Below are 14,141 nucleotides of genomic sequence, written 5' to 3'. Positions count from 1 at the left end.
GCCCGGCTACATAAACCGAATCCGATGTTACTCGGCGCACACATGCCTGGTAGACCACGGCGCCCGCCCAGTTGGGGACAACTGAGCGGGCGCCATGGGTCGTGCCTTACAGCTCGGTGACGGAGCCACCGGCAGCGGTGATCTTCTCCTTGGCCGACGCACTGAAACCGTGCGCCGACACCTGGAGGGCCACACCGCCGAGGTCGCCGGTGCCGAGGACCTTGACCGGCTGGCCCTTGCGGACCGCACCGACCTCGACCAGCTCCTGCGGGCCGACCTGGCCGCCGTTCGGGAAGAGCTCGGCGAGCCGGTCCAGGTTGACCACCTGGAAGACGACCTTGAACTTGTTCTTGAAGCCCTTCATCTTCGGCAGGCGCATGTGGATGGGCATCTGCCCACCCTCGAACGCCGCCGAGATGTTCTTGCGGGCCTTGGAACCCTTGGTACCGCGACCGGCGGTCTTGCCCTTGGAGCCCTCACCGCGACCCACACGGGTCTTCGCGGTCTTGGCACCCGGGGCCGGGCGCAGGTGGTGAACCTTGATCGTCATTACTCGACCTCCTCGACCTTCACGAGGTGGTTGACCGTGAAGATCATGCCGCGAATCTCGGGCCGGTCCTCCTTGACCACCACGTCGTTGATCCGCTTCAGACCGAGCGAACGCAGCGAATCACGCTGGTTCTGCTTGGTGCCGATGCCGGACCGGACCTGGGTGACCTTCAGGCGTGCCATCAGGACGCCACCCCCGCCCGCGACGCCAGCATGGCGGCCGGCGCGACGTCCTCCACCGGCAGACCACGACGGGTCGCGACGGCCTCGGGGGACTCGAGCCCCTTCAGCGCCGCCACCGTGGCGTGCACGATGTTGATCGGGTTCGACGAGCCGAGGCTCTTGGAGAGCACGTCGTGGATGCCCGCGCACTCCAGCACGGCACGCACCGGGCCACCGGCGATGACACCGGTACCGGCGGACGCCGGCTTGAGCAGCACGACGCCGGCAGCGGCTTCGCCCTGCACCGGGTGCGGGATCGACTGGCCGATCCGCGGCACCTTGAAGAAGTGCTTCTTGGCCTCCTCGACACCCTTGGCGATCGCCGCGGGCACCTCCTTGGCCTTTCCGTAGCCCACGCCGACCGTGCCGTCGCCGTCGCCCACGATCACCAGGGCGGTGAAGCTGAAGCGACGACCACCCTTCACGACCTTGGCGACGCGGTTGATCGCGACGACCCGCTCGAGGTGCGGGGTCTTCTCGACGGGCGCGTTTCCGCGGCCGCCCTCACGGCGGTTGTCGCGGCGACCACCCTCGTTGCCACCGGACCCGCCGCCACGGCGCTGTTGACCTGGCATCAGCAGCCTTCCTTATCTCTCGTGACGGGGTTTCTAGAACTCGAGCCCGGCTTCGCGGGCGGCGTCGGCAAGCGCGGCGACCCGCCCCGCGTACCGGTTGCCACCGCGGTCGAAGACGACCTTGGAGACGCCGGCGGCCTTGGCGCGCTCGGCGAGCAGGGCGCCGACCTTGCCGGCCAGGGCGCTCTTGTCGCCCTCCGCACCACGCAGCGACGCGTCCAGGGTCGAGGCCGACGCCAGGGTGTGACCCTTGGTGTCGTCCACGATCTGGGCGACGATGTGCCGCAGGGAGCGGGTGACCACCAGGCGGGGACGCTCGGCGGTGCCGCTGACGTTCTTGCGGACCCGGAAGTGCCGGCGCGCACGCCCGACGGCACGCTTGGCGGCGACGCCGCGGCGGCGCTTGAGCAGCGTGGCGCTCACTTCTTACCTGCCTTTCCAGCCTTACGGCGGATGACCTCGCCCTGGTACTTCACGCCCTTGCCCTTGTAGGGCTCCGGCGGGCGGATCTTCCGGATGTTGGCGGCGACCTCACCGACCTGCTGCTTGTCGATGCCGGCCACGTGGAACAGCGTCGGCTTCTCCACCGTGAAGGTGATGCCGTCCGGGGCCGGCACCAGCACCGGGTGCGAGAACCCGAGAGCGAACTCCAGGTCCTTGCCCTTGGCGGTGACGCGGTAACCGGTACCGGCGATCTCCAGGCTCTTGCGGTAGCCCTCGGTCACACCGACGATCATGTTGGCGACCAGGGTACGGCTGAGGCCGTGCAGTTCCTTGGCCTTGCGCTCGTCGTTCGGCCGGTTGACGTGCACCTGGCCGTCCTCGCCACGCTCCGCCGTGATCGGCTCGGCGAGCGTGTGCGACAGCTCGCCCTTGGGGCCCTTGACCTTCACGGTCTGGCCGTCGATCGTGATGTCGACGCCGGCCGGTACCGGGATCGACTTACGTCCAATACGCGACATTTCTACCTGTCTCCCGTTACCAGACGAAGGCGAGGACTTCCCCGCCAACGCTCCGCTTGCGGGCCTGCCGGTCGGTGAGCAGCCCCTGGGACGTCGAAATGATCGCCACGCCCAGCCCGCCGAGCACCCGCGGGAGCCCGTCCGACTTGGCGTAAACCCGGAGACCGGGCTTGGACACGCGCTTGATGCCGGCCAGGCTCCGCTCGCGGTTCTGGCCGTACTTCAGCTCGACGACCAGTCGCTTGCCGACGGCACCCTCCTCGGGCTCCTCGACCGACCAGGTGGCGATGTAACCCTCGGCCTTGAGGACCTCGGCGATGTTCGCCTTGATCTTCGAGTAGGGCATCGTCACCCGGTCGTGGTACGCCTGGTTGGCGTTACGCAGACGCGTGAGCATGTCTGCGATCGGGTCGGTCATCGTCATGGAATTCGTCAGCCTTTCTCGCCGGGGTTCCCGGGGCGTTCCGCCCCGGGCCTACGGCGAAGAGCAATAGCTATTACCAGGAAGCCTTGGACACGCCGGGCAGCTCACCGCGGTGGGCCATCTCCCGGATGCACACCCGGCAGAGACCGAACTTGCGGTAGACCGCCTTCGGACGACCACACCGCTGGCAGCGGGTGTACGCGCGAACCGAGAACTTCGGCTTCGCGGCCGCCTTGATGATCAGCGCCTTCTTGGCCATCTCAGTTCTCCTTGAACGGGAAGCCCAGGAGCTTGAGCAGCGCCCGGCCCTCGTCGTCGGTCGTGGCGGTCGTGACCACCGTGATGTCCATGCCCCGCTGGCGATCGATCTTGTCCTGGTCGATCTCGTGGAACACCGACTGCTCGGTCAGACCGAACGTGTAGTTGCCGTGCCCGTCGAGCTTGCGACCGTCGAGACCGCGGAAGTCACGGATACGCGGCAGCGCGATCGACAGCAGCCGGTCCAGGAACTCCCACATCCGGTCGCCGCGCAGGGTCACCTTCGCGCCGATCGGCATGCCCTCACGCAGCTTGAACTGCGCGATGGACTTGGTCGCCCGCCGCACCTGCGGCTTCTGGCCGGTGATCGTGGCGAGGTCGCGGACCGCGCCGTCGATCAGCTTGGCGTCGCGAGCAGCCTCGCCGACACCCATGTTGACGACGATCTTGACCAGCCGCGGAACCTGCATGGGGTTCGCGTAGCTGTGCTGCTCCTGCAGCTGCGCCACGATCTCGTTACGGTACCGCTCCTTGAGGCGCGGCATGGTCTTGGTTTCGGTAGCCGTGGTCATCACAGGTCCTTACCGGTGCTACGCGCGATGCGGACCTTCTGGCCGTTGTCGTCGATCCGGTACCCGACGCGGGTCGGGTTCCCGTCGGAGTCCAGGACCTGCACGTTGGAGACGTGGATCGGGGCCTCCTGGGTGACGATGCCACCGGTCTTGGCGCCACGCTGGGTGGTGCTGATGCGGGTGTGCTTCTTGACCCGGTTCACGCCCTCGACCAGGACCTTGTCCTGCCGCGGGTAGGCCGCGATGACCTTGCCCTTGGCACCCTTGTCCTTGCCGGCGATGACGACGACCGTGTCGCCCTTCTTGACCTTCACGGTCACAACACCTCCGGCGCGAGAGAGATGATCTTCATGAACCGCTTGTCCCGCAGCTCCCGACCCACCGGGCCGAAGATACGGGTACCGCGCGGGTCCCCGCCGTCCTTGATGATGACGGCGGCGTTCTCGTCGAAGCGGATGTACGAACCGTCCGGCCGCCGCTTCTCCTTGGCGGTGCGGACGACGACGGCCTTGACGACGTCGCCCTTCTTCACACCAGCACCCGGGATCGCGTCCTTGACGGTGGCCACGATGACGTCGCCGATGCTCGCGTAGCGCCGACCGGAGCCACCGAGAACCCGGATGCACAGGATCTCCCGGGCACCCGTGTTGTCGGCGACGCGCAGTCGCGACTCCTGCTGAATCACGTCTATCTCCTATGTCTGCCGGTTCTCCGGCCGCCCGGAGGCGGCCGGAGCCTGGCGGAACCTGCGCCCGACCGATACCGGCCGAGCTCGAGCCTTCGCTACTTGGCCTTCTCGAGGATCTCCACGAGCCGCCACCGCTTGGTGGCGGAGAGCGGCCGGGTCTCCATGATCAGGACCCGGTCGCCGATACCGGCCGAGTTCTGCTCGTCGTGCACCTTCAGCTTGCTGGTCCGGCGCATGATCTTGCCGTACAGCGCGTGCTTGACCCGGTCCTCGACCTCGACCACGAGGGTCTTGTCCATCTTGTCGCTGACCACGAGGCCCTCACGCACCTTACGGCGGGCCCGCGCGGCGGCGGTGGTGTTCTCGCTCATGATGCAGTCACCTCAGTCGGCGCGGCCGAGAGACCCAGCTCGCGCTCACGCATGATCGTGTAGATCCGGGCGATCTCCCGACGGATGACCTGCAGCCGCCGGTTGTTGTCCAGCTGCCCGGTTGCGGCCTGCACGCGGAGGTTGAACAGCTCCGCCTTGGCCTCACGCAGCTTCGTGACCAGCTCCTCCTCGGAGAGCTCACGCAGCTCGGAAGGCTTGACGCCCGCTGCCATCAGGATTCACCCACTTCGCGCGTAACAATGCGGCACTTCATCGGGAGCTTGTGGATCGCGCGACGCATCGCCTCTCGCGCGATCTGCTCGTTGGGGAAGGACATCTCGAAGAGAACCCGCCCCGGCTTGACGTTGGCGACCCACCACTCGGGCGAGCCCTTACCGGAACCCATGCGGGTTTCCGCCGGCTTCTTGGTGAGGGCCTGGTCCGGGAAGATCGTGATCCAGACCTTGCCACCACGCTTGATGTGGCGGGTCATCGCGATACGGGCCGACTCGATCTGGCGGTTGGTCACGTACGCCGGCTCGAGAGCCTGGATCCCGAACTCGCCGAACACCACCCGGTTACCACCCTTGGACGCGCCGTGGCGGTCCGGGTGGTGCGGCTTGCGGAAGCCCTTCGGGGGCTTGCGCGGCATCAGCATCTGTCAGCCCTCCTGCTGCGTTTCTGCCGGAGCAGCCGCGGCCGAGGCGACAGCAGCACTGTCGATCGGCTCGCCACTCGGCGTCTCGGCCTGCTGAGCGATGGTGGTCGCAGCAGCCCGGCCGGCCTCGGTGCCGCCGGCGGTCGTGCCGGACGAACCCGACCGGCCACGGCGCGGCCGCTCGGGGCGGTCGCCGCGGTCACGGCGCGGGCGGGACGGACCGGCCTCGGCCGGAGCCTCCCGGCCCGGGACGGCGTCGCCCTTGTAGATCCAGACCTTCACGCCGATCCGGCCGAAGGTGGTACGGGCCTCGAAGAAGCCGTACTCGATGTTGGCCCGCAGCGTGTGCAGCGGGACGCGACCCTCGCGGTAGAACTCGGTCCGGCTCATCTCGGCACCGCCGAGACGACCCGACACCTGGACCCGGATGCCCTTGCAGACCGGGTTCTTCATCGCCGACTGCATCGCCTTGCGCATCGCCCGACGGAAGCTGACCCGGCTGGAGAGCTGCTCGGCGACGCCCTGGGCGACCAGCTGCGCGTCCGACTCGGGGTTCTTCACCTCGATGATGTTCAGCTGCACCTGCTTGCCGGTGAGCTTCTCCAGCTCGCCGCGGATCCGGTCGGCCTCCGCACCCTTCCGGCCGATGACGATGCCCGGCCGGGCGGTGTGGATGTCCACGCGGACCCGGTCACGGGTGCGCTCGATGTCGACCTTGGAAATGCCGGCACGCTCGAGGCCCTTGGACATCATCCGGCGGATCTTGACATCCTCGCCGATGTAGTCCTTGTAGAGCTTGTCCGCGAACCAGCGGGACTTCCAGTCGGTCGAGATGCCGAGCCGGAACCCAGTGGGGTGAACCTTCTGACCCATTACTCGGCGCCCTCCGTCTTGCTCTCCGTCTCAGCGGCCTCGGCCTGCTTCGCCGGGGCGGCCTTCTTCGCGGCGGCCTTCTTCGGCGCAGCCGGCGCGACCGCCTCGACCGCCACGGTGATGTGGCAGGTGCGCTTGCGGATCCGGTACGCCCGGCCCTGCGCCCGCGGCCGGAACCGCTTCATGGTCGGGCCCTCGTCGACGAACGCCTCGCTGACGAGCAGCGCGTCGGGGTCCAGCCGCTCGTTGTTCTCCGCGTTGGCGATCGCGCTCGCGAGCACCTTGTACACCTGCTCGCTCGCAGCCTGCGGCGCGAACTGCAGCACCGTGAGCGCCTCCTTCGCGGGCAGGCCGCGGACGAGGTTGACCACCCGGCGCGCCTTCATCGGCGAGATGCGCACGTGCCGCGCAACCGCCCGCGCGCCCGGAAGCACCGGAGCGTCGCCCTTTCCTGGCATCGCTGTAACCCCTTGTTCCTCTATCCGTATGCCCGCGGCGTCAGCGCCGACGGCTCTTCCGGTCGTCCTTCTCGTGACCCTTGAACGTGCGGGTCAGCGCGAACTCGCCGAGCTTGTGCCCGACCATCGCCTCGGTCACGAACACCGGGACGTGCTTGCGTCCGTCGTGCACGGCGATCGTGTGACCCAGCATCTCCGGGATGATCGTCGAGCGCCGCGACCAGGTCTTGATGACGTTCTTCGAGCCCTTGTCGTTCTGCGTCTCCACCTTCTTGAGCAGGTGGTCGTCGACGAACGGGCCCTTCTTCAGGCTGCGAGGCATGTCTTATCTCCCTCAGCCGCGCTTACGCGTGGCGTAGCGGCGGCGGACGATCAGCCGGTCACTCGGCTGGCCCTTACGACGGGTGCGGCCCTCGGGCTTACCCTGCGGGTTGACCGGGTGGCGACCGCCGGAGGTCTTACCCTCACCACCACCGTGCGGGTGGTCGACCGGGTTCATCGCGACACCACGGACGGTCGGGCGCTTGCCCTTCCACCGCATGCGGCCGGCCTTGCCCCAGTTGATGTTCGACTGGTCGGCGTTGCCGATCTCGCCGATGCTGGCGCGGCAGCGCACGTCCACCCGCCGGATCTCACCGGACGGCATGCGGAGGGTCGCGTACACACCCTCACGGCCGAGCAGCTGGATGCCGACGCCGGCCGAACGGGCCAGCTTGGCGCCGCCGCCCGGACGAAGCTCCACGTTGTGGATCGTCGTACCGACCGGGATGTTGCGCAGCGGCAGGTTGTTGCCCGGCTTGATGTCGGCACCCGGACCGGACTCGACGCGGTCGCCCTGCTTCATGTCCTTCGGCGCGATGATGTACCGCTTCTCGCCGTCGGCGTAGTGCAGCAGCGCGATGCGCGCGGTGCGGTTCGGGTCGTACTCGATGTGCGCGACCTTCGCCGGCACGCCGTCCTTGTCGACCCGCTTGAAGTCGATCAGGCGGTACTGCCGCTTGTGGCCGCCACCGTGGTGCCGGGTGGTGATCCGACCGTGGGCGTTGCGTCCGCCCTTCTTCGGCAGCGGAGCCAGCAGCGACTTCTCAGGCGTCGACCGGGTGATCTCGGCGAAGTCGGCGACGCTGGAGCCACGCCGGCCCGGCGTCGTCGGCTTGTACTTACGGATAGCCATTGTCTACACCCCTCAGCTGACCGGGCCGCCGAAGGCCTCGATGCGGTCACCGTCAGCCAGCTTCACGATCGCCCGCTTGGTCGCCTTGCGCTGACCGAAGCCGGTCTTGGTGCGCTTGCGCTTGCCCTCGCGGTTGAGCGTGTTGACCGTCAGGACGCGGACGTTGAAGATCTGCTGGATAGCGATCTTGATCTCGGTCTTGTTGGCGTCCGGGTGCACCAGGAAGGTGTACCAGTTCCGGTTCAGCTCGCTGTAGCTCTTCTCCGAGACGACCGGCGCGACGATGATGTCGCGCGGATCGGCGATCGTGCTCACTTGCCACCCTCCTCGGTGGTCTCGGCGGGAACGCCCAGGAACTCGTCCAGGGCCTCCTTGGTGAAGACCACGTCGTCGGCCACCAGCACGTCGTACGTGTTGAGCTGGCCGGCCTCGATCAGGTGCACCCGCGGCTCGTTGCGCAGCGACACCCAGTTCAGCTCGTCGGCGCTGCTCAGCACGACCAGGACCCGACGGGCCTCAGTCAGCTTCGCCAGCGTGGCCAGAGCGGCCTTGGTCGACGGCTTCTCGCCCGAGACGAAGGCCTCGACGACGTGCACCTGGCCGGCGCGCGCCCGGTCGGAGAGGGCGCCACGCAGGGCGGCGGCCTTCATCTTCTTCGGGGTGCGCTGGCTGTAGTCGCGCGGGACCGGGCCGTGCACCACGCCACCGCCGGCGAACTGCGGCGCGCGGATCGAGCCCTGCCGGGCACGACCGGTGCCCTTCTGCTTGTACGGCTTCTTGCCGCCACCGGCGACCTCGCCGCGGGTCTTGACCTTGTGCGTGCCCTGCCGGGCCGCCGCGAGCTGAGCCACCACGACCTGGTGCATCAGCGCGAGGTTGGCCTGGACGTCGAAGATGTCGGCCGGCAGCTCGACGGAGCCGCTCTTGGCGCCCTCGACGTTGCGGACGTCAACGGTGGTCACTTGGCCGCACCGCCCTTCTTCACCTTGGTCTTGGCCGCGGTACGGACCAGGACCAGCGCGCCCTTGGGGCCGGGGATGGCACCACGGACGAGCAGGAGGTTGTTCTCGGTGTCGACCGCCTGGACGGTCAGGTTCTGGACGGTGTAGCGCACGCCACCCATCCGGCCCGCCATCCGGGTGCCCTTGAAGACGCGACCCGGGGTGGCGCAGGCGCCGATGGAGCCCGGCGAGCGGTGCTTGCGCTCCACACCGTGGCTGGCGCGCAGACCGTGGAAGCCGTGCCGCTTCATCGGGCCGGCGTAGCCCTTGCCCTTGGTCTTGCCGGTGACGTCGATGGCGACGCCGGCCGGGAACTGCTCGACCGTGACCTCCTGGCCCAGCGAGTAGTCCTCGGCGTCCGAGGTGCGCAGCTCGACGATGTGCCGGCGCGGCGCCACGTCCGCCTTCGCGTAGTGCCCGCCCAGCGGCTTCTTGACCTTGCGCGGGTCGATCGTGCCGTAGGCGAGCTGGACCGCGGAGTAACCGTCCTTCTCGGCGCTACGAACCTGGCTGACGACGCACGGGCCGGCCTGAACCACGGTCACCGGGACAACGCGGTTGTTGTCCCAGACCTGGGTCATGCCGAGCTTTGCGCCCAGGATCCCCTTGACTTGCCTGTCCATTTGTCCGGTCCCTACAGCTTGATCTCGATGTCGACGCCAGCCGGCAGGTCGAGGCGCATGAGCGAGTCGACCGTCTTCGGGGTCGGGTCGATGATGTCGATCAGCCGCTTGTGCGTGCGCATCTCGAAGTGCTCGCGCGAGTCCTTGTACTTGTGCGGCGAGCGGATAACGCAGAAACGGTTGATCTCCGTGGGCAGCGGCACCGGGCCTGCGACCTGCGCCCCGGTACGCGTCACCGTCTCGACGATCTTCCGAGCCGAGGAGTCGACGACCTCGTGGTCATAGGCCTTGAGCCGGATGCGGATCTTCTGTCCCGCCATGGTGGCTTCTGTTCCTTCTCTCGATGCCGCTGTGTTGCGGGCGCCTGTACCGGCTGGCACAGGCCCACTTCGCCGACCCCCGCGGTCGGGCGTGTCGCGCCCTCGGGCCAGGCTCCGCCCCGGGACTCCGGAGCGATTCTCAGACCACGCGGTGGGTCAAGGCGCCGATCGCATCACAGCGATCTGGACGCCGTGCGAGGGTGGTTGACCGCCAGGGGCGATCAACCACCCTACGCGCGACTGTTGGTCTCCCGGAGGTCCAGCTTTCACCGGACGCAGGTGACTAACCGTCGTTACGCAACCTGACTAGTATGCCGCACGACCGGCGGCCACGCTAATCGGGGTTACCCAGCTCACTTGAGGATGTTGGTGACGCGACCAGCGCCGACCGTACGACCACCCTCGCGGATCGCGAACTTGAGGTTCTCCTCCATGGCGATCGGCTGGATCAGCTTCACGGTCATGGTGGTGTTGTCGCCCGGCATGACCATCTCGGTGCCCTCGGGCAGCGTGACGACGCCGGTGACGTCCGTGGTCCGGAAGTAGAACTGCGGACGGTAGTTCTGGAAGAACGGGGTGTGCCGGCCGCCCTCCTCCTTGGAGAGGATGTAGACCGTCGCCTCGAACTCCGTGTGCGGGGTCGTGGTGCCCGGCTTGATGACGACCATGCCGCGCTCGACGTCCTCGCGCTTGATGCCGCGCAGCAGCAGACCGACGTTCTCACCCGCGCGGGCCTCGTCGAGCAGCTTGCGGAACATCTCGATGCCGGTGCAGGTGGTCTTCATCGACTTCTCGCGGATGCCGACGATCTCCACCTCCTCGTTCGGCTTGAGGATGCCGCGCTCGGCGCGACCGGTGACGACGGTGCCACGACCGGTGATCGTGAAGACGTCCTCGATCGGCATGAGGAACGGCTTCTCGGTCTCGCGCTCCGGCTGCGGGATCGCGGTGTCGACGGCGTTCATCAGGTCCATCAGGCGACCGGTCCACTCCGGGTCGCCCTCGAGGGCCTTCAGCGCCGAGACCCGGACGACCGGCAGGTCGTCACCCGGGTACTCCTGCGAGGAGAGCAGCTCACGGACCTCGAGCTCGACGAGCTCCAGGAGCTCCTCGTCGTCGACCATGTCGCTCTTGTTGAGCGCCACGACGATGTACGGCACACCGACCTGACGGGCCAGCAGCACGTGCTCGCGGGTCTGCGGCATCGGGCCGTCGGTCGCCGCCACCACCAGGATCGCGCCGTCCATCTGCGCGGCACCGGTGATCATGTTCTTGATGTAGTCGGCGTGACCGGGGCAGTCGACGTGCGCGTAGTGCCGCGCCTCGGTCTGGTACTCGACGTGCGCGATGGAGATCGTGATGCCGCGGGCCTTCTCCTCCGGCGCCTTGTCGATCTCGTCGAACGGCGTGTACGGGTTCAGGTCCGGGAACTGGTCGTGCAGGACCTTGGTGATGGCCGCCGTCAGCGTCGTCTTACCGTGGTCGATGTGACCAATGGTGCCGATGTTGACGTGCGGCTTAGTCCGCTCGAACTTCGCCTTCGCCACTGGTGTCCTCCTGTGGACTTCTTGGTTCGTTCGCCCCGGCGCGCCGATTGGCGCTTAGGACTCTGTCGACAGCCTTTCCGGCCTGGCGGCCGGAGAGCTTTGGTGGGTTCTGCGGCGATGAAGCCTACAGGCCCGGTCTCACACAACCCGATCGAGGTGGCCGCGGGCGGGGAGTGCCCTCCCGCGACCAGCCTCGAACCATCGGATCAACTCAGGTGAGCGTCACTCACCAGTCGCCTTGGCGATGATCTCCTTCGCCACGCTCTGCGGAACCTCGGCGTAGGAGTCGAACTGCATGCTGTAGCTAGCCCGGCCCTGGGTCTTCGACCGCAGGTCGCCGACGTAGCCGAACATCTCCGACAGCGGCACCAGGGCCCGGACGATACGGGCGCCGCTGCGCTCCTCCATCGCCTGGATGATGCCGCGCCGGGAGTTGAGGTCGCCGATGACGTCACCCATGTTCTCCTCAGGAGTGGTGACTTCAACGGCCATCATCGGCTCGAGGAGCGCGGGGTCGGCCTTGCGGGCCGCCTCCTTCATCACCATCGAGCCGGCGATCTTGAATGCCATTTCCGACGAGTCGACCTCGTGGTACTGACCGTCCAGCAGCGTCAGCTTGACACCCACCAGCGGGAAGCCGGCGAGAATGCCGTACTGCATCGCGTCCTGGGCACCCGCGTCCACCGACGGGATGAACTCCCGGGGGATGCGGCCACCGGTGACGGCGTTGGCGAACTCGTAGGTCGGCGAGTCGTTGTCCAGCGGCAGCGGCTCGACGCTCACGATCACGCGGGCGTACTGGCCGGAACCACCGGTCTGCTTCTTGTGGGTGTACTCGATCTTCTCCACCTTGCGGCGGATCGTCTCGCGGTACGCCACCTGCGGCTTACCGATGTTCGCCTCGACGTTGAACTCGCGGCGCATCCGGTCCACCAGGATGTCCAGGTGCAGCTCGCCCATGCCGGAGATGACCGTCTGACCGGTCTCCTCGTCCAGCTTGACGCGGAAGGTCGGGTCCTCCTCGGCCAGCCGCTGGATGGCGGTGCTGAGCTTCTCCTGGTCGGCCTTGGTCTTCGGCTCGATCGCGACCTCGATGACCGGCTCCGGGAAGGTCATCGACTCCAGGATGACCGGGTTCGCCGGGTCGCAGAGGGTGTCACCGGTGGTGGTCTGCTTGAGACCCTGCACCGCGATGATGTCGCCAGCCTGGGCCGAGCTGCGCTCTTCCCGCTTGTTGGCGTGCATCTGGTAGATCTTGCCGATCCGCTCCTTGCGGTCCTTGGTGGAGTTGACCACCTGGGTACCGGTCTCGACCACGCCGGAGTAGACCCGGACGTAGGTGAGCTTGCCGAGGTGCTTGTCGGTCTGGATCTTGAAGGCCAGGCCGGAGAAGGGCTCCGACTTGGACGGCTTCCGCTGCATCGGGGTCTCGCCGTCGGTGGCCGTACCCTCGATCGCCGGAACGTCCAGCGGCGACGGCAGGAAGTCGACGACGGCGTCGAGCATGGGCTGCACGCCCTTGTTCTTGAACGCCGAGCCGCAGAGCACCGGGTTGGCCTTGCTGGCGATGGTGGCCCGACGGATGGCGGCCTTGATCTCCTCGACGGAGATCTCCTCGCCCTCCAGGTACTTCTCCATCACCGAGTCGTCGACGTCGGCCAGGGTCTCCATCAGCTTGTCGCGCCACTCCGCCGCGGAGTCGGCCAGCTCGGCCGGGATCTCCTCGATGGCGTAGTCCTCACCCTTCTGGGTCTCCCCGCGCCAGGTGAGGGCGCGCATGCCGATCAGGTCGACGACGCCGATGTGGTCGCCCTCGAGGCCGATCGGGATCTGGAGCACCAGCGGGGTGGCGTTGAGCCGGTCGATCATCATCTGCACGCAGCGGAAGAAGTCGGCACCGGTCCGGTCGAGCTTGTTGACGAAGCACATCCGGGGGACGTGGTACTTGTCGGCCTGACGCCAGACGTTCTCCGTCTGCGGCTCCACGCCGGCGACACCGTCGTAGACCGCGACCGCACCGTCCAGCACCCGCAGCGACCGCTCGACCTCGACCGTGAAGTCGACGTGACCGGGCGTGTCGATGATCTGGATCGTGTGGCCCTTCCACTCACACTTGGTGGCAGCGGAGGTGATGGTGATACCACGCTCCTGCTCCTGCTCCATCCAGTCCATGACGGCAGCGCCCTCGTGGACCTCACCGATCTTGTACGTGATACCGGTGTAGAACAGGATCCGCTCGGTGGTCGTGGTCTTACCGGCATCGATGTGCGCCATGATGCCGATGTTGCGTACGTTGGCGAGCGCGTCTGCGGCGGCCACTTCAATCCCTACTTATCGTCGTCTCGATTCAACTGGTGGCGGTTCCGGCGCCGGTCCGGCGCCGGAACCAGGGTGTTACCAGCGGTAGTGCGCGAAGGCCTTGTTGGACTCGGCCATCTTGTGCGTGTCCTCGCGCCGCTTGACGGCGGCACCCAGACCGTTGCTCGCGTCCAGCAGCTCGTTCATCAGCCGCTCGACCATGGTCTTCTCACGACGGGCCTTGGAGTAGGTCACCAGCCAGCGCAGACCGAGGGTGGTCGCGCGGGCCGGACGGACCTCGACCGGCACCTGGTAGGTCGCGCCACCGACACGGCGGCTGCGGACCTCGAGGGTCGGCTTGACGTTGTCCATCGCGCGCTTGAGCGTGACGACCGGGTCGGTGCCGCTCTTCTCGCGGCAGCCCTCCAGGGCGGCGTACACGATGCGCTCGGCGAGCTGACGCTTGCCGCGCAGCAGAATCTTGTTCACCAGCTGGGTGACCAACGGCGAGTTGTACACCGGGTCAGCGACCAGCGGCTTCCGCGGAGCGGGTCCCTTACGCGGCATG

The 14,141-nt window shown here is 67.5% G+C and carries 24 protein-coding genes; all 24 read right to left on the bottom strand.

The window, feature by feature from the left end:
* Positions 1-106: 106 nt before the first annotated feature.
* The 24 genes from rplO to rpsG all read right to left on the bottom strand — a co-directional run bounded on the left by rplO (position 107) and on the right by rpsG (position 14,140).
* Positions 107-550 carry a 50S ribosomal protein L15 gene (gene rplO, locus FHX75_RS20310; protein WP_154941825.1) on the bottom strand — a complete coding sequence of 148 codons (444 nt, stop codon included), beginning with the start codon at positions 548-550 and terminating at the stop codon, positions 107-109.
* Entirely contained in the window at positions 550-732 is a 183-nt protein-coding gene (gene rpmD / locus FHX75_RS20305; protein WP_074314584.1) for a 50S ribosomal protein L30, read from the bottom strand. Before rpmD ends, rplO begins: the two co-directional genes overlap by 1 nt.
* Entirely contained in the window at positions 732-1,346 is a 615-nt protein-coding gene (rpsE, locus tag FHX75_RS20300) for a 30S ribosomal protein S5 (RefSeq protein ID WP_154941824.1), read from the bottom strand. Before rpsE ends, rpmD begins: the two co-directional genes overlap by 1 nt.
* A 33-nt stretch (positions 1,347-1,379) precedes the next feature.
* On the bottom strand, positions 1,380-1,769 hold the full coding sequence (gene rplR / locus FHX75_RS20295) for a 50S ribosomal protein L18 (RefSeq protein ID WP_088960261.1): 390 nt from the start codon (positions 1,767-1,769) through the stop codon (positions 1,380-1,382).
* Positions 1,766-2,308, bottom strand: a complete 543-nt coding sequence (gene rplF, locus FHX75_RS20290; protein WP_154941823.1) for a 50S ribosomal protein L6 — start codon at positions 2,306-2,308, stop codon at positions 1,766-1,768. The genes rplR and rplF overlap by 4 nt, the downstream gene beginning before the upstream one ends.
* A gap of 16 nt (positions 2,309-2,324) precedes the next feature.
* Complete coding sequence (gene rpsH / locus FHX75_RS20285; protein WP_013288624.1) at positions 2,325-2,732, bottom strand: 30S ribosomal protein S8; 408 nt, start codon at positions 2,730-2,732, stop codon at positions 2,325-2,327.
* A gap of 73 nt (positions 2,733-2,805) precedes the next feature.
* On the bottom strand, positions 2,806-2,991 hold the full coding sequence (locus FHX75_RS20280; RefSeq protein ID WP_007465272.1) for a type Z 30S ribosomal protein S14: 186 nt from the start codon (positions 2,989-2,991) through the stop codon (positions 2,806-2,808).
* Between the two features lies 1 nt (position 2,992).
* Positions 2,993-3,562 carry a 50S ribosomal protein L5 gene (gene rplE / locus FHX75_RS20275; protein WP_154941822.1) on the bottom strand — a complete coding sequence of 190 codons (570 nt, stop codon included), beginning with the start codon at positions 3,560-3,562 and terminating at the stop codon, positions 2,993-2,995.
* The gene (rplX, locus tag FHX75_RS20270; protein WP_207914040.1) at positions 3,562-3,882 is read right to left on the bottom strand and encodes a 50S ribosomal protein L24; all 321 of its coding nucleotides are present in this window, start codon (positions 3,880-3,882) and stop codon (positions 3,562-3,564) included. The genes rplE and rplX overlap by 1 nt, the downstream gene beginning before the upstream one ends.
* The gene (gene rplN, locus FHX75_RS20265; protein ID WP_007073026.1) at positions 3,879-4,247 is read right to left on the bottom strand and encodes a 50S ribosomal protein L14; all 369 of its coding nucleotides are present in this window, start codon (positions 4,245-4,247) and stop codon (positions 3,879-3,881) included. Before rplN ends, rplX begins: the two co-directional genes overlap by 4 nt.
* Positions 4,248-4,345: 98 nt before the next feature.
* Positions 4,346-4,621, bottom strand: a complete 276-nt coding sequence (rpsQ, locus tag FHX75_RS20260; RefSeq protein ID WP_154941821.1) for a 30S ribosomal protein S17 — start codon at positions 4,619-4,621, stop codon at positions 4,346-4,348.
* Positions 4,618-4,854 (bottom strand): 50S ribosomal protein L29, encoded by a 237-nt coding sequence (rpmC, locus tag FHX75_RS20255; RefSeq protein WP_013288628.1) that lies wholly within the window; start codon positions 4,852-4,854, stop codon positions 4,618-4,620. The genes rpsQ and rpmC overlap by 4 nt, the downstream gene beginning before the upstream one ends.
* A complete protein-coding gene (rplP, locus tag FHX75_RS20250; RefSeq protein ID WP_073834927.1) occupies positions 4,854-5,279 on the bottom strand; it encodes a 50S ribosomal protein L16 in 426 nt (141 codons plus the stop codon). Before rplP ends, rpmC begins: the two co-directional genes overlap by 1 nt.
* 3 nt (positions 5,280-5,282) lie before the next feature.
* Positions 5,283-6,152 carry a 30S ribosomal protein S3 gene (gene rpsC, locus FHX75_RS20245; protein ID WP_088960256.1) on the bottom strand — a complete coding sequence of 290 codons (870 nt, stop codon included), beginning with the start codon at positions 6,150-6,152 and terminating at the stop codon, positions 5,283-5,285.
* Positions 6,152-6,610, bottom strand: a complete 459-nt coding sequence (rplV, locus tag FHX75_RS20240; protein WP_088960255.1) for a 50S ribosomal protein L22 — start codon at positions 6,608-6,610, stop codon at positions 6,152-6,154. The genes rpsC and rplV overlap by 1 nt, the downstream gene beginning before the upstream one ends.
* Positions 6,611-6,650: 40 nt before the next feature.
* Positions 6,651-6,932, bottom strand: coding sequence for a 30S ribosomal protein S19 (gene rpsS / locus FHX75_RS20235; RefSeq protein WP_007073032.1), 282 nt, complete (start codon positions 6,930-6,932; stop codon positions 6,651-6,653).
* Between the two features lie 12 nt (positions 6,933-6,944).
* A complete protein-coding gene (gene rplB / locus FHX75_RS20230; protein ID WP_154941820.1) occupies positions 6,945-7,784 on the bottom strand; it encodes a 50S ribosomal protein L2 in 840 nt (279 codons plus the stop codon).
* A gap of 12 nt (positions 7,785-7,796) precedes the next feature.
* Positions 7,797-8,099, bottom strand: a complete 303-nt coding sequence (rplW, locus tag FHX75_RS20225) for a 50S ribosomal protein L23 (RefSeq protein WP_073834931.1) — start codon at positions 8,097-8,099, stop codon at positions 7,797-7,799.
* Entirely contained in the window at positions 8,096-8,746 is a 651-nt protein-coding gene (rplD, locus tag FHX75_RS20220) for a 50S ribosomal protein L4 (protein WP_154941819.1), read from the bottom strand. The genes rplW and rplD overlap by 4 nt, the downstream gene beginning before the upstream one ends.
* Positions 8,743-9,408, bottom strand: a complete 666-nt coding sequence (rplC, locus tag FHX75_RS20215) for a 50S ribosomal protein L3 (RefSeq protein ID WP_154941818.1) — start codon at positions 9,406-9,408, stop codon at positions 8,743-8,745. Before rplC ends, rplD begins: the two co-directional genes overlap by 4 nt.
* An 11-nt stretch (positions 9,409-9,419) precedes the next feature.
* A complete protein-coding gene (rpsJ, locus tag FHX75_RS20210) occupies positions 9,420-9,728 on the bottom strand; it encodes a 30S ribosomal protein S10 (RefSeq protein ID WP_007073037.1) in 309 nt (102 codons plus the stop codon).
* A 353-nt stretch (positions 9,729-10,081) separates the two neighbouring features.
* Entirely contained in the window at positions 10,082-11,275 is a 1,194-nt protein-coding gene (gene tuf, locus FHX75_RS20205) for an elongation factor Tu (RefSeq protein WP_154941817.1), read from the bottom strand.
* Between the two features lie 222 nt (positions 11,276-11,497).
* Entirely contained in the window at positions 11,498-13,594 is a 2,097-nt protein-coding gene (gene fusA / locus FHX75_RS20200) for an elongation factor G (RefSeq protein WP_154941816.1), read from the bottom strand.
* Positions 13,595-13,669: 75 nt separating this feature from the next.
* Positions 13,670-14,140 carry a 30S ribosomal protein S7 gene (rpsG, locus tag FHX75_RS20195; RefSeq protein ID WP_091079418.1) on the bottom strand — a complete coding sequence of 157 codons (471 nt, stop codon included), beginning with the start codon at positions 14,138-14,140 and terminating at the stop codon, positions 13,670-13,672.
* Between the last annotated feature and the right edge of the window lies 1 nt (position 14,141).

Source organism: Micromonospora palomenae (assembly GCF_007829925.1).
In the GTDB taxonomy this organism is placed as follows: Bacteria; Actinomycetota; Actinomycetes; order Mycobacteriales; family Micromonosporaceae; genus Micromonospora; species Micromonospora purpureochromogenes.
Note: the sequence above shows the minus strand (reverse complement) of the source record. Positions and strands in the feature narration are given on the sequence as shown.

What these genes read in the sequence shown, in the direction of transcription:
- rplO (WP_154941825.1), bottom strand. Translation starts at nt 550, where the DNA reads ATGACGATCAAGGTTCACCACCTGCGCCCGGCCCCGGGTGCCAAGACC.
- rpmD (WP_074314584.1), bottom strand. Translation starts at nt 732, where the DNA reads ATGGCACGCCTGAAGGTCACCCAGGTCCGGTCCGGCATCGGCACCAAG.
- rpsE (WP_154941824.1), bottom strand. Translation starts at nt 1,346, where the DNA reads ATGCCAGGTCAACAGCGCCGTGGCGGCGGGTCCGGTGGCAACGAGGGT.
- rplF (WP_154941823.1), bottom strand. Translation starts at nt 2,308, where the DNA reads ATGTCGCGTATTGGACGTAAGTCGATCCCGGTACCGGCCGGCGTCGAC.
- rpsH (WP_013288624.1), bottom strand. Translation starts at nt 2,732, where the DNA reads ATGACGATGACCGACCCGATCGCAGACATGCTCACGCGTCTGCGTAAC.
- FHX75_RS20280 (WP_007465272.1), bottom strand. Translation starts at nt 2,991, where the DNA reads ATGGCCAAGAAGGCGCTGATCATCAAGGCGGCCGCGAAGCCGAAGTTC.
- rplE (WP_154941822.1), bottom strand. Translation starts at nt 3,562, where the DNA reads ATGACCACGGCTACCGAAACCAAGACCATGCCGCGCCTCAAGGAGCGG.
- rpsQ (WP_154941821.1), bottom strand. Translation starts at nt 4,621, where the DNA reads ATGAGCGAGAACACCACCGCCGCCGCGCGGGCCCGCCGTAAGGTGCGT.
- rpmC (WP_013288628.1), bottom strand. Translation starts at nt 4,854, where the DNA reads ATGGCAGCGGGCGTCAAGCCTTCCGAGCTGCGTGAGCTCTCCGAGGAG.
- rplP (WP_073834927.1), bottom strand. Translation starts at nt 5,279, where the DNA reads ATGCTGATGCCGCGCAAGCCCCCGAAGGGCTTCCGCAAGCCGCACCAC.
- rpsC (WP_088960256.1), bottom strand. Translation starts at nt 6,152, where the DNA reads ATGGGTCAGAAGGTTCACCCCACTGGGTTCCGGCTCGGCATCTCGACC.
- rplV (WP_088960255.1), bottom strand. Translation starts at nt 6,610, where the DNA reads ATGCCAGGAAAGGGCGACGCTCCGGTGCTTCCGGGCGCGCGGGCGGTT.
- rpsS (WP_007073032.1), bottom strand. Translation starts at nt 6,932, where the DNA reads ATGCCTCGCAGCCTGAAGAAGGGCCCGTTCGTCGACGACCACCTGCTC.
- rplB (WP_154941820.1), bottom strand. Translation starts at nt 7,784, where the DNA reads ATGGCTATCCGTAAGTACAAGCCGACGACGCCGGGCCGGCGTGGCTCC.
- rplC (WP_154941818.1), bottom strand. Translation starts at nt 9,408, where the DNA reads ATGGACAGGCAAGTCAAGGGGATCCTGGGCGCAAAGCTCGGCATGACC.
- rpsJ (WP_007073037.1), bottom strand. Translation starts at nt 9,728, where the DNA reads ATGGCGGGACAGAAGATCCGCATCCGGCTCAAGGCCTATGACCACGAG.
- rpsG (WP_091079418.1), bottom strand. Translation starts at nt 14,140, where the DNA reads ATGCCGCGTAAGGGACCCGCTCCGCGGAAGCCGCTGGTCGCTGACCCG.